A 13,072-nucleotide genomic window follows, 5' to 3' on the forward strand; every position below is an offset into this window, starting at 1 on the left:
TTACCTCGTTATTTCTGATTCATGCTGCCAGAAAGAATGCAAAACACGCCCATCAGATCGGCGTGACGGATGGTGATTTCCGTTTTCTCATTCACTTTCGGCTTGGCGTGGTAGGCTATGCCCAGCCCCGCCGTTTTGATCATCGGCAGATCGTTCGCGCCGTCGCCAATTGCCACCGTTTGCGCCATGGGGATCTCATACTCCTGCGCCAACCGGGTCAGGGTATTGGCCTTATATTGCGCGTCAACGATATCCCCCGTCACGTGTCCGGTGAATTTGCCGTCTACGATCTCCAGTTCGTTCGCCACCACGGCGGTTAAGCGCAGCTTTTCACGCAGATACTCGGCAAAAAAGGTGAAGCCGCCGGAGGCGATCGCCACCTTCCAGCCCAGCGTTTCCAGCTTCAGCACCAGTTGCGTCAGGCCGGGCATGAGCGGCAGCGTGTCGCGCACCTGATGCAGGATGTTAGCGTCAGCGCCTTTCAGCGTCGCCACGCGACTGCGCAGGCTGGCGGTAAAGTCCAGTTCGCCGCGCATCGCGCGCTCGGTCACTTCCGCGACCTGCTCGCCGGTACCGGCCAGTTTTGCGATCTCATCAATGCACTCGATCTGGATCGCGGTGGAGTCCATGTCCATCACCAGCAAACCTGGCGTCCGCAGATGCGGTATTTTACCCAGTGGCGCGACGTCCAGTTGCGCATCATGCGCCAGCTTCGTAGCGCGCGGTGTCAGCGACCCCGCCAGGCGGATCACCTGGTAGTCTTCCACGCACCAGGCTGCGACGATCACCATTGCCGCGCCCAGCTTGCTCTGGTACTGGGTCAGTCGTTGTTTATCCAGCCCGCGACCATACAGCAGCCAGCCGCTACGTCCTGCGTGGTAATCCAGTGGCATCACCTCGTCACCACTTAAAGAAAGGGGCAAACCTGGCCATAAAGAGACATCTTCAGGCAAATCGCACCAGGTAATGTTAGGCATTAAAGCTCCTGTAAAATCGTTCGGGCCGGGAAGGTTCCTGGGGAAAATAACGCATGAGGCTACCTTGTATCCATCGCTTCTGGCAACATTAAGCCTCAAATTTTCAGCAGGTGGAATATGGCTCGCGCAAAACTGAAATTTCGGCTTCATCGTGCAGTGATTGTATTGTTCTGTCTCGCACTGCTTGTCGCGCTCATGCAGGGGGCGTCCTGGTTTAGTCAAAACCACCAGAAGCAACGCAATCCGCAGCTTGAAGAACTGGCCCGCACGCTGGCGCATCAGGTCACGCTGAACATCGCGCCTTCTATGCGTACCGAAACGCCTGACGAAAAGCGTATCAAAAACATATTGCAGCAATTAACCCATGAAAGCCGCATCCTTGACGCCGGGGTTTATGATGAACAGGGCGACATGATTGCCCGCGCGGGTGAAAGCGTAAACGTGCGCGACCGCCTGGCGCTGGACGGCAAAAAAGCCGGGGGCTATTTTAACCAGCAAATCGTCGAACCCATTCAGGGAAAAAATGGTCCGCTGGGCTATCTGCGCCTGACGCTGGATACCCACACCCTGGCGACCGAAGCGAAACAGGTGGATAACACCACCAATATTTTACGCCTGATGCTGCTGCTCTCGCTGGCGATTGGCGTGGTGCTGACCCGAACATTGCTGCAGGGTAAACGAACGCGCTGGCAGCAATCCCCTTTCTTGCTCACCGCCAGTAAGTCGGTACCGGAAGAGGAAGAGAGCGAGAAAAAAGAATAAATTCTGTAAAGGAAAACGCTATGTCTACACTTCGCCTGCTTATTTCTGACTCTTATGATCCGTGGTTTAACCTGGCGGTAGAAGAGTGCATTTTCCGCCAGATGCCCGCCACCCAACGCGTGCTTTTCCTGTGGCGCAACGCGGATACGGTGGTGATTGGCCGTGCGCAAAATCCGTGGAAAGAGTGCAACACACGACGGATGGAAGAGGACAACGTGCGCCTGGCGCGTCGCAGTAGCGGCGGCGGCGCGGTGTTCCACGACCTCGGCAATACCTGTTTTACCTTTATGGCGGGCAAGCCGGAATACGATAAAACGATTTCGACTTCAATTGTTCTTAACGCCCTCCATGCGCTCGGCGTGACGGCGGAGGCCTCCGGGCGTAACGATCTGGTGGTCAAAACGCCGGACGGCGATCGTAAAGTCTCAGGTTCAGCCTATCGCGAAACCAAAGATCGCGGCTTTCACCACGGCACGCTACTGCTGAACGCCGATCTCAGCCGTCTGGCAAATTACCTGAACCCGGACAAAAAGAAGCTGGCGGCTAAAGGGATTACCTCGGTTCGCTCCCGCGTGGCGAACCTCACCGAACTGCTGCCTTGGATCACGCATGAGCATGTCTGTCATGCAGTCAGCGAAGCCTTCTTCACTTACTATAACGAACGCGTTGACGCGGAAGTGATCTCGCCGGATAAAACCCCGGATCTGCCCAACTTTGCTGAAACCTTTGCCCGGCAGAGCAGTTGGGAGTGGAACTTCGGCCAGGCGCCAGCGTTCTCTCATCTGCTGGATGAGCGCTTTACCTGGGGTGGCGTGGAACTGCATTTTGACGTAGAGAAAGGTCGTATCACCCGCACACAGGTGTTCACGGACAGTCTTAATCCCGCGCCATTAGAGGCGCTGGCAGCACGTTTGCAGGGGTGTTTGTATCGTGCGGATACGTTGCAGCAGGAGTGCGATGCGTTGAGGGGAGACTTCCCGGAGCAGGAAAAGGAATTACGGGACGTGTCGGCATGGATAGCGCAGGCAGTGCGTTAAGCGCGTTCTGATGCCTCACCCTGCCCCTCTCCCTTACAGGAGAAGGGCAGGAAAGAGCATTACGCTTTATCGCCCAGCAGAACGGATTCCAGCGCGATTTTAATCATATCGTTGAAGGTGGTCTGACGCTCAGCGGCGGTGGTCTGCTCGTGAGTACGGATATGGTCAGACACGGTGCAGATGGTCAGCGCTTTCGCGCCGAATTCCGCCGCGACGCCGTAAATGCCCGCCGCTTCCATTTCCACGCCCAGGATGCCGTATTTTTCCATCACGTCGAACATTTCGCCGTCCGGGGAGTAGAACAGATCCGCAGAGAACAGGTTGCCTACGCGCGCGTCAACGCCCAGCGCTTTTGCCGCATCAACCGCGTTACGCACCATATCAAAGTCGGCAATCGCCGCGAAGTCATGATCTTTGAAACGGATACGGTTCACTTTGGAATCGGTGCAAGCCCCCATACCGATGACCACATCACGCAGTTTGACATCGTGACGCACGGCGCCACAGGAACCGACGCGGATGATTTTCTTCACGCCGAAATCGGTGATCAGCTCTTTGGTGTAGATGGAGCAGGACGGGATCCCCATACCGTGGCCCATCACGGAGATTTTGCGGCCCTTATAGGTCCCGGTGAAGCCCAGCATGCCGCGAACGTTGTTCACTTCACGCACGTCCTCGAGGAAAGTTTCTGCAATGTGCTTCGCGCGCAGCGGGTCGCCAGGCATCAATACGACGTCAGCGAAATCACCCATTTCTGCATTAATGTGAGGAGTTGCCATCTTTCAGTTCCTTTTAATTTGATTTTTTGCCCGGTGACGCGGCGCGATCCGGGCCTACGGTGTTGTAGGCCGGGTAAGGCGCAGTCGCCGCCCGGCAATGACCTCAGAACATCGCCTTGCCATATTCCATGTCAGACGTGCCAAAATATTTCGCAATGGTCTGGCCGATATCCGCAAAAGTTTCACGGTGTCCCAGTGAACCGGGTTTCACTTTCGGGCCGTACACCAGCACCGGGATGTGCTCACGGGTGTGGTCAGTACCGGTCCAGGTTGGGTCACAGCCGTGATCCGCGGTCAGGATCAGAATGTCATCTTCCCCTACCAGTTCCATCAGCTCCGGCAGGCGGCGGTCAAACAGTTCCAGACCCGCAGCGTAGCCTGCGACATCGCGACGGTGACCCCAGGAGGAGTCGAAGTCCACAAAGTTAGTGAAGACAATCGTGTTGTCACCCGCGTCTTTCATCTCTTTGACGGTCGCGTCGAACAGCGCGTCCAGACCGGTCGCTTTCACTTTTTTGGTGATGCCGCAGTTAGCGTAGATATCCGCGATTTTACCCACAGACACTACCTGACCGCCTTTCTCGTCGACCAGCTTTTGCAGCACAGTGGGGGCAGGAGGCTCAACGGCCAGGTCGTGACGGTTACCGGTACGCTGGAAATTACCCGCTTTGTCGCCGATAAACGGACGCGCGATCACGCGGCCAATGTTGTAGCCGCCTTCGGTCAGTTCTTCACGGGCGATCTCGCACAGCTCGTAGAGTTTATCCAGACCAAACGTCTCTTCGTGGCAGGCGATCTGGAACACGGAGTCAGCAGAGGTGTAGAAAATCGGCTTGCCGGTTTTCATGTGCTCTTCCCCGAGCTGGTCCAGAATCACCGTACCGGAAGAGTGGCAGTTACCGAGGTAGCCCGGCAGATTGGCGCGCTTCACCAGCTTATCAAGCAGTTCCTGCGGGAAGCTGTTCTCGTGATCCGAGAAGTAGCCCCAGTCGAACAGCACCGGTACCCCGGCGATTTCCCAGTGACCAGACGGCGTATCTTTACCGGAAGAAAGTTCGTGCGCCCAGGCGTAAGCGCCAATGACTTCCGCATTCGCGTCCATTCCGGCCGCGATTTTTCCGGTTGAGCCTTCATGGGCTTTCACCAGACCCAGGCGGGTCAGGTTCGGTAAATTCAGCGGGCCTTTGCGACCGTTATCCGCTTCGCCTTTAGCACAGGCTTCTGCGATGTGTCCCAGAGTATCGGCGCCCACATCGCCAAAGCGATCGGCATCTTCCGTTGCACCAATACCAAAGGAGTCCAGCACCATAATAAATGCACGTTTCATATTGTTCTCCATACATCTGCGCTGTAAAAAAGCGATCAGATCAGTATACCGCTATTCGGTAATACGACGATAGACCGTTGGTGTAATTTCAGGCGCGTTGTCGTCAAGGATAATTGCCGCTTTGACCGCTTTCGCCGCATCCTGCCAGCTGGTTTCATCTTTGGCATGAATCACCGCCAGCGGACGTTGGCCATCAACGCTGTCGCCCAGACGGGCCATATCGGTGAAGCCGACGCTGTAATCAATGGTGTCGGATGCCTGACGACGACCGCCGCCCATCGAGACCACCGCCATGCCGAGCGCGCGGGTATCCATCGCGCTGACGAAGCCTTCGCTATCGGCATACACCGCTTTGCTGAGCATCGCGGTTGGCAGGTATTTCGTGTAGTTTTCCACGAAGTCGGTCGGGCCTTTCTGCGCCGCTACCATGCGGCCAAAAATTTCCGCCGCTTTGCCGTTGTCCAGCACCGCCTGAAGCTTCGCGCGGGCTTCCGTATCGTCTTTGGCAAGCTTGCCGGAGATCAGCATCTCCACGCACAGCGCCATAGTCACGTCGAACAGGCGCGGGTTGCGATACTCGCCCGTCAGGAACTGCACGGCTTCACGCACTTCGACAGCGTTACCGGCGCTGGAAGCCAGCACCTGGTTCATGTCCGTCAGCAGTGCGGTGGTGCGCACGCCCGCGCCGTTGGAGACGCCAACGATCGCTTCGGCCAGCGCCTCAGAGAGTTCATAGGTTGGCATAAACGCGCCGCTGCCCACCTTCACATCCATCACCAGCGCGTCCAGACCTTCCGCCAGTTTTTTGGCAAGAATCGAGGCGGTGATCAGCGGGATCGAATCTACGGTTGCAGTGATATCGCGGGTCGCGTAGAAACGCTTGTCTGCCGGCGCCAGAGAGCTGGTCTGGCCGATAATCGCCACGCCAACGTCTTTAATAATTTCGCGGAAGCGGTTGTCATCCGGGAAGATATCGAAGCCCGGAATGGCTTCCAGCTTGTCGAGCGTACCGCCGGTATGGCCCAGGCCGCGCCCGGAGATCATCGGAATGTAGCCGCCGCAGGCTGCCACCATAGGACCGAGCATCAGCGACGTCACGTCACCCACGCCGCCGGTGGAGTGTTTGTCCACAATCGGGCCGTTAAGGTTGAGGCTTTTCCAGTCCAGAACGGTTCCTGAATCTCGCATCGCCATGGTCAGCGACACGCGCTCAGGCATCGACATATCGTGGAAGAAAATGGTCATCGCCAGGGCAGCAATCTGTCCTTCAGAGACGGTGTTGTCACGAATGCCGTTGATAAAGAAGCGGATCTCTTCGTCGCTCAGGGCAAGACCATCACGTTTTTTACGAATAATTTCTTGTGCGAGAAACACGGTAACCTCCTCAAACCAGGCCGGGCTCGCTACGCGTCGCCCGGCAATTCAAATCTTAGTAGCTGCTTGCGCTCTTACCGTCGCCGTGACCCAGCGCTTTCAGCAGGCTGGCCAGCAGGCTCGACGCGCCGAAGCGGTAGTGACGGGAATCCGCCCACTCAGCGCCAAACAGCTCGTCGGCAATCGCCAGAAATTTCTGCGCGTCTTCCGCCGTACGTACGCCGCCCGCAGGTTTAAAGCCCACGGTTTTTTCGACGCCCATATCACGGATCACTTCCATCATGATGCGCGCGCTTTCCGGGGTCGCATTTACCGGCACTTTACCGGTAGAGGTTTTAATGAAATCAGCACCGGCTTTAATAGCGATTTCAGACGCTTTACGGATCAGCGCCTCTTCTTTCAGTTCACCGGTTTCGATGATCACTTTCAGCAGCACGTTTGCCGCCGCGCACGCGTCTTTACAGGCTTTCACCAAATCAAAGCCGACCTGCTCATTACCGGCGATCAGCGCGCGGTACGGGAACACCACGTCAACTTCGTCTGCGCCATACGCGATCGCGGCGCGGGTTTCCGCCACGGCGATCTCAATGTCGTCGTTGCCGTGCGGGAAGTTGGTCACGGTCGCGATGCGGATCTCCGGGGTGCCCTGCTCTTTCAGGGTCTTACGCGCAATGGGAATGAAACGCGGATAGATGCAGATGGCGGCGGTATTGCCGACCGGGGTTTTCGCCTGATGACACAACGCGATCACTTTTTCATTGGTGTCGTCGTCATTCAGGGTTGTCAGATCCATCAGTTTCAGGGCACGCAGGCTGCTTGCAGTTAAATCGCTCATAACATTCTCCAACGGCATCGCCGTATCAATTCTCACCTTGCGGGTTTGTTAGTATTCTAACATCCACCCGCGATTACACTTCGATATACATCACAGTTAATGAAAACTACGTACAAATTTGCATTACTGTAATGAGATCAAATTCAAATAAATGACCTCTTCTGCCGCGATCTTCTTCGCACAGGCGCATCAGGATCAAAAGCCGCGTCAGCGCTTCTTTCTACAATGCCCACACGCCCTTCGGCATAAAAAGGAATCACGATGACCACGAGCAACGAAACCGCGCTGCAACAGCGCTGCCAGCAAATCGTCACCAGCCCGGTGCTGAGCCCGGAGCAAAAACGGCACTTTCTGGCGCTGGAGGCCGAAAACAATTTGCCTTATCCCGCGCTGCCCGCCGGGGCGCGCCAGGCGCTGGACGACGGGGTCATTTGCGATATGTTTGAAGGCCACGCGCCGTTCAAGCCCCGCTATGTGCTCCCCGATTACGCCCGTTTTCTGCGCAATGGCTCCGCCTGGCTGGAACTGGAAGGCGCGCAGGATCTGGACGATGCGCTGTCGTTACTGACCATCCTTTATCATCATGTGCCGTCGGTAACCTCCATGCCGGTTTACCTCGGTCAGCTTGATGCGCTGTTGCAACCATATGTTAAAATTCTAACACAAGACGCGATCGATATTCGAATAAAACGTTTCTGGCGTTATCTCGACCGAACCCTGCCAGACGCGTTTATGCATGCCAATATCGGTCCTGCCGATACTCCCATTACCCGGGCGATTTTACGTGCTGACGCAGAGCTAAAGCAGGTTGCGCCAAATCTGACCTTTATCTACGATCCAGACGTCACCCCGGACAATCTGCTGTTGGCGGTGGCAGAAAACATTTGTGAATGCAGTAAGCCGCATATTTCCAATGGCCCGGCGAATGATAAAATTTTCACAAAAGGGCAGTACGGCGTGGTGAGCTGTTACAACTCGCTGCCGCTTGGAGGCGGCGGCAGCACGCTGGTGCGTCTTAACCTGAAGGCCGTGGCGGAGCGCAGCAGCTCTGTTGATGACTTCTTCACAAATGCGCTTCCTTACTATTGCCGCCAGCAAATCGCCATCATTGATGCCCGATGTGAATTCCTCTATGAAAAATCACATTTCTTTGAGAATAGCTTCCTCGTGCAGGAAGGACTGATCGATCCACAACGTTTTGTGCCCATGTTCGGTATGTACGGTCTGGCGGAAGCGGTAAACCTGCTGTGCGAAAAAGCGGGCATGCGTGCGCGCTACGGAAAAGCGGAAGCGGCTAACGAACTGGGCTATCGCATCAGCGCTCAACTGGCGGAATTTGTCGAGAATACGCCGGTAAAATATGGCTGGAAGCAGCGCGCAATGCTGCATGCACAGTCAGGGATTAGCTCTGACGTTGGCACCACGCCGGGCGCGCGTCTGCCCTATGGCGACGAGCCGGACCCGATCAGCCATCTGCAAGCCGTCGCGCCGCATCACGTTCATTATCATTCCGGGATCAGCGACATACTGACCCTGGACGAAACCATCAAACGCAATCCACAGGCGCTGGTGCAGTTGTGCCTCGGCGCGTTTAAGGCCGGGATGCGCGAATTTACCGCCAACGTCAGCGGCAACGATCTGGTCCGGGTGACTGGCTATATGGTGCGCCTGTCGGATCTGAAAAAGTATCGCGCTGAAGGTTCCCGTACCAATACCACCTGGCTGGGTGAAGAGGCCGCGCGCAATACGCGTATTCTGGAACGACAACCCCGGGTGATCGGTCATGAACAGCAGATGCGCTTCAGTCAGTAAGCTGATCCCCTTCTCCTGCGTTGACGGGCCCGGAAGTCGTCTGGCCCTGTTTTTACAGGGCTGTAATCTGCGCTGTAAAAACTGCCACAATCCATGGACAATGGGACGCTGTAACCACTGCGGCGAGTGCGTGGCGCAGTGTCCACATCAGGCGCTGAGCGTCAGCGATGGAAAAGTCATCTGGCACGCCGAGCATTGCCAGCAGTGCGACACCTGTCTGAAGATGTGTCCGCAACAGGCGACGCCGATGGCGCAGAGCATGAGCGTTGACCAGATGCTGACCCACATCCGCAAGGCCGCGCCGTTTATTGAAGGCATTACCGTTAGCGGCGGCGAAGCCACGACCCAGCTGCCGTTTATCCTTGAACTGTTCACCGCGATGAAAGGCGATCCGCAACTGGCATCGCTGAGTTGCCTGGTGGACAGCAACGGGCAGCTTAGCGAAACCGGCTGGCAGAAACTGCTGCCAGTGTGTGAAGGCGTGATGCTCGACCTTAAAACCTGGAGCAGCGAATGCCACAGGCGGCTTACCGGTCGCGATAACGCGCAAATTAAGCATAGTATCGTGTGGCTGGCAGAGCGTGGAAAGCTGGCGGAACTGCGGCTGCTGGTGATTCCGGGACGGGTGGATTATATGCAGCATGTCGATGCGCTCGCCGCGTTCATCCGACAGCTTGGCGATGTGCCGGTGAGGCTAAACGCCTTTCACGCGCACGGGACGCATGGCGAAGCCAGGACATGGGCAAGCGCAACGCCAGAGGACGTAGAGCAACTGGCCGATGCCCTGCGCGAGCGCGGCGTAGAAAAATTGCGCTTTCCTGCGTTATATCTGTGAATATGCCGGGGGCGCATGGAGAATATAGCGTGCGGCATCTGGCCCCAGGATATTCTCAACGTTGTCACATCAGCAACAGGTTGCATTCGCCCTACGGGAAGTGCTTCTCTACCTCTTCAGCACATTTGAACACTGAACAGCGACAACGATATTACACATCAAACAACGCCGTGGTATTGCGGTACAACGCGTCAGCGATCACGTCGGCAGGTTCCGGGCGCAGTTCGCAAAGCGCATCAAACACCTTAGCCGCCTGTTCCGGGCGGTTTGGCTGGCCCTGAAAACCATTAAGCGGCATGTCCGGGGCATCGGTTTCCAGCAGTAGCGCCGTAAGCGGCAGTTGCGCTATCACGTCGCGGGTTTTGCTGGCGCGCGGATAGGTGATCGTGCCGCCGACGCCAATCCGGTAACCCAGTTGCACAAAACGCTCGGCTTGCTGAAAACTGCCGGCAAAGCCGTGGACTACGCCGGTGCGCGGCAGGTTCTGACGTTTCAGATGCATCGCCAGCTTGTCATGGGTGCGACGGGAATGGAGGATCACTGGCAGATCGTAGCGTTTTGCCAGCTTTAGCTGCGCCTCCAGGATCTGTTCCTGCCTGTCGAACCGCGGGTCGTCGCGAAACAGATCCAGGCCGATCTCTCCCACCGCCACCACTTTTGCCGGACGATCGTCCAGAACCTGCTGTAAGCGTTCCAGACCGTCATCCGCATGCTGTTCGATCACTATCGGGTGTAGCCCCAGCGCGGCGTATAGCGGTACGAAGCGTTCTGCCAGCGCCAGTACGCGGGCAAAATTGGCCGCCTCTGTCGCTGGCACAATAATCTTCTCAATACCCGCTGCGCAAGCCCGCTGCAGGCTGGCGCGCTCATCGCCGGTAAACGGCGGAAAATCAAAGTGACAATGGGTATCGATAAAACGCAAACTCACGCCAGATCCTCATCAGTAAACAGTGTGTCATTGGCCTGCGGCGCTGCGGACACCGCCGCCACATGGGTATCGTTGGCGACCGGTGCGGGAGGCACCACCACCGGACCAGGCGTGACAATTTTCGGAAGATGCCGCAGCAAAGGCGGCTCTTCGGCCAGCATTTTACCGACCGTGGCGAGAAAATAACGGCCACATAGCCGCCCGACTTTATAATCGTCGCGCAACGCCGGAATGCGGCTGCCCAACGCCATGCTTTTTAATGGCTTCGGCGGATAAATTTCAAAAAGACGGATCCTGCCCGGCGGCTTTTCAATGAAACGCTGGATGTCGGTGTAACTTGCCTCATGATGCTGCACCAGATTCACCAGCGGCTGCAGGCTGCTCTCGCCCAGCCAGCGCTCCATGCGCTTGAACCATTGCGGCGTGTAATACATTTGCGACGGCACGGTGCGGATCACCACCACCGTTTGCGCCCCTTGTTTCACTGCTTCGCGAACCGGGATCGCATCGCTAATCCCACCGTCCAGGTAGCTGACCCCTTCCAGCGACACCCCGGTGCGATAAAAACCGGGAATTGCGCTCGACGCGCGAATGATATCCAGCCAGTTCTGCTTCGTCGGCGTGAAGTAACCGGGCGTATAGTCGTCGCCACGGCAGGCGCACATATAAAAATGTTTGCCGCTGTCGAACAGCCGGGCGGCGGTATCCATTTGCAGCGGCATCTGGCTGGCGGTCGCCTCCACCAGCCAGTCAAGATCGATAAGATTGCCTCCACGCACAAAGCGCAACGGATCAAAAAATTCTTTGCGCGTGGTGTAACGCATGATGACTTTGCGCCCATAGCCAGGCTGATTACAGAGGTAGGCTGAAAGATTTTGCGCGCCTGCGGAGGTGCCGTAGTAGAGATCGAACGGATTAAACTGCGCGCGCATAAATTCATCCAGCACGCCTGCGGTAAAGATGCCGCGCTGTCCTCCGCCTTCACACACCAGCGCCAGGCGGCCCGGCTTGAACGGTCTTAATGACAACGGCGCAATATTGCCGAGCGTGACGGGTATACGCTGCCCCACCTCTGCCTTCCTGTTATTGTTATGCTTAAGGGAGCCAAAGTAACGCAAATTGACCGCGGCGAAAACAGAAAAAGCCAGTCCACTGGACTGGCTTCGTTGCAAGTTAGCGTTACGCTTTCACGCACTAGGGTCGTTTACGGCCCATAAACAGGCTGACCAGGAACAGGATGATACCGACGACGAAAACAATTTTCGCTGCGCCTGCAGCTGTACCTGCCAGTCCACCAAATCCCAGAGCGGCGGCAATTAACGCGATAACCAGAAATATAATGCCCCAACGAAACATAAGCCTCTCCTTTACCATAGTTAATGTCGACCGCTTGTTATGAGCGCTCAGGCTACTCATTCGCGATATTTTTAGTGTGGTGCACATTACGCCTCCCGACAAATGTCAGGAGGTCGAATACGAAGAATTACTGAGCTTTCAGATCGTTCTTGACGCTTTTCACGCCATCAACGGCTTTTGCGATACTCTCAGCGCGATCGATTTGCGCCTGCGACTCTACGGTTCCGGACAGTTGGACAACACCATCGGTGGTTTCCACTTTCACTTTTCGGGAAGGAACAATGTCATCCGCCAGCAGTTTGGCTTTGATTTCACTGGTGGTTGCCGTATCACCGGCATAGCCTTTCACTGAACTCTCTTTACCGTCGCGAACGTGCAGTTTGTCGCTCACCGAGGTCACGCCTTCCACGCCTTTCGCCACTTTCACGGCTTCTTCAGCCTGTGCCTGACTTTCGACGAAGCCGCTCAGGGTCACCACTTTCTGATCGGTTTTGACAGAAATATCGGTGCTCTTAATATTTTCATGATCCACCAGTGCCGCTTTTACTTTTGCGGTAATGGCGCTGTCATCCATGAAATTACCGACTTTATTCATAGAGCTATCGACTTTTTGCCCTGCGCTTTCGGCCCCGGCTTGCGCTTTGTCCATGGTAGCGTTTTCTGCATATGCAGACCCCGTCGCCACAGCAGACGTCAGCATTACGGCCAGCAGAGTTTTAGAAATCTTCAGTCTTGTCATAGTCATCGATCTATTCCTGTATGTTTGCTCGTAATTTGAGCTCCGGCAACACGGGGTTGCATTGCTGAATGGGGTGACAAAACATCACCCAGTCAGAAGTCAATGGCAGCGGTCACATTCACAACGTGTGAAGCAGTGCTGTCGAAGGCCCTTCCGTTTCAGTTATTAATATCGTGGCTACAATCAACATCAGCTTTAAGCACTCCACTTCACGCATTGAACGGTATTTAAAGCCAATATTTATGTCATCACTTTGTTAAATATAGATCACAATTTTGAAATCGCGCGGGGAATTGCGCAAAAAATCGGCA

The 13,072-nt window shown here is 55.9% G+C and carries 13 protein-coding genes; 4 read left to right on the plus strand and 9 right to left on the minus strand.

Annotated features, from left to right (window positions below; all coding sequences use genetic code 11):
* Nucleotides 1-8 precede the first annotated feature (8 nt).
* On the minus strand, nt 9-977 hold the full coding sequence (gene serB, locus CSE01S_RS19790) for a phosphoserine phosphatase (protein WP_042292209.1): 969 nt from the start codon (nt 975-977) through the stop codon (nt 9-11).
* Between the two features lie 117 nt (nt 978-1,094).
* Here serB and CSE01S_RS19795 point away from each other — a divergent pair, with 117 nt between their 5' ends.
* Nucleotides 1,095-1,739, plus strand: a complete 645-nt coding sequence (locus tag CSE01S_RS19795) for a YtjB family periplasmic protein (RefSeq protein WP_042292211.1) — start codon at nt 1,095-1,097, stop codon at nt 1,737-1,739.
* A 20-nt stretch (nt 1,740-1,759) separates the two neighbouring features.
* Nucleotides 1,760-2,776 (plus strand): lipoate--protein ligase, encoded by a 1,017-nt coding sequence (gene lplA / locus CSE01S_RS19800; RefSeq protein ID WP_042292214.1) that lies wholly within the window; start codon nt 1,760-1,762, stop codon nt 2,774-2,776.
* 59 nt (nt 2,777-2,835) lie between these two features.
* Here the strand turns inward: lplA and deoD are convergent, their stop codons facing one another.
* The 4 genes from deoD to deoC form a co-directional block, all read right to left on the minus strand.
* Complete coding sequence (deoD, locus tag CSE01S_RS19805; RefSeq protein ID WP_042292216.1) at nt 2,836-3,555, minus strand: purine-nucleoside phosphorylase; 720 nt, start codon at nt 3,553-3,555, stop codon at nt 2,836-2,838.
* Between the two features lie 103 nt (nt 3,556-3,658).
* The gene (deoB, locus tag CSE01S_RS19810) at nt 3,659-4,882 is read right to left on the minus strand and encodes a phosphopentomutase (RefSeq protein WP_042292218.1); all 1,224 of its coding nucleotides are present in this window, start codon (nt 4,880-4,882) and stop codon (nt 3,659-3,661) included.
* A gap of 51 nt (nt 4,883-4,933) precedes the next feature.
* Nucleotides 4,934-6,256 carry a thymidine phosphorylase gene (gene deoA, locus CSE01S_RS19815; protein ID WP_042292221.1) on the minus strand — a complete coding sequence of 441 codons (1,323 nt, stop codon included), beginning with the start codon at nt 6,254-6,256 and terminating at the stop codon, nt 4,934-4,936.
* Nucleotides 6,257-6,311: 55 nt separating this feature from the next.
* Nucleotides 6,312-7,091, minus strand: a complete 780-nt coding sequence (deoC, locus tag CSE01S_RS19820; RefSeq protein WP_042292223.1) for a deoxyribose-phosphate aldolase — start codon at nt 7,089-7,091, stop codon at nt 6,312-6,314.
* 261 nt (nt 7,092-7,352) lie between these two features.
* Here deoC and CSE01S_RS19825 point away from each other — a divergent pair, with 261 nt between their 5' ends.
* Entirely contained in the window at nt 7,353-8,903 is a 1,551-nt protein-coding gene (locus CSE01S_RS19825) for a YjjI family glycine radical enzyme (protein WP_042292225.1), read from the plus strand.
* Nucleotides 8,875-9,738, plus strand: a complete 864-nt coding sequence (locus CSE01S_RS19830; protein WP_042292228.1) for a YjjW family glycine radical enzyme activase — start codon at nt 8,875-8,877, stop codon at nt 9,736-9,738. Before CSE01S_RS19825 ends, CSE01S_RS19830 begins: the two co-directional genes overlap by 29 nt.
* A 151-nt stretch (nt 9,739-9,889) precedes the next feature.
* On the opposite strand, the gene CSE01S_RS19835 is transcribed toward CSE01S_RS19830, so the two are convergent.
* The 4 genes from CSE01S_RS19835 to osmY all read right to left on the minus strand — a co-directional run bounded on the left by CSE01S_RS19835 (nt 9,890) and on the right by osmY (nt 12,767).
* Nucleotides 9,890-10,666, minus strand: coding sequence for a metal-dependent hydrolase (locus tag CSE01S_RS19835; protein ID WP_042292231.1), 777 nt, complete (start codon nt 10,664-10,666; stop codon nt 9,890-9,892).
* The gene (locus tag CSE01S_RS19840) at nt 10,663-11,736 is read right to left on the minus strand and encodes a patatin-like phospholipase family protein (RefSeq protein ID WP_042292233.1); all 1,074 of its coding nucleotides are present in this window, start codon (nt 11,734-11,736) and stop codon (nt 10,663-10,665) included. Before CSE01S_RS19840 ends, CSE01S_RS19835 begins: the two co-directional genes overlap by 4 nt.
* Before the next feature lie 124 nt (nt 11,737-11,860).
* Nucleotides 11,861-12,022, minus strand: coding sequence for a DUF1328 domain-containing protein (locus tag CSE01S_RS19845; RefSeq protein WP_000490275.1), 162 nt, complete (start codon nt 12,020-12,022; stop codon nt 11,861-11,863).
* 127 nt (nt 12,023-12,149) lie between these two features.
* The gene (gene osmY, locus CSE01S_RS19850; RefSeq protein ID WP_042292235.1) at nt 12,150-12,767 is read right to left on the minus strand and encodes a molecular chaperone OsmY; all 618 of its coding nucleotides are present in this window, start codon (nt 12,765-12,767) and stop codon (nt 12,150-12,152) included.
* Nucleotides 12,768-13,072 lie beyond the last annotated feature (305 nt).

Origin of the sequence: Citrobacter sedlakii NBRC 105722 (genome assembly GCF_000759835.1) — a bacterium.
Lineage (GTDB): Bacteria > Pseudomonadota > Gammaproteobacteria > Enterobacterales > Enterobacteriaceae > Citrobacter_A > Citrobacter_A sedlakii.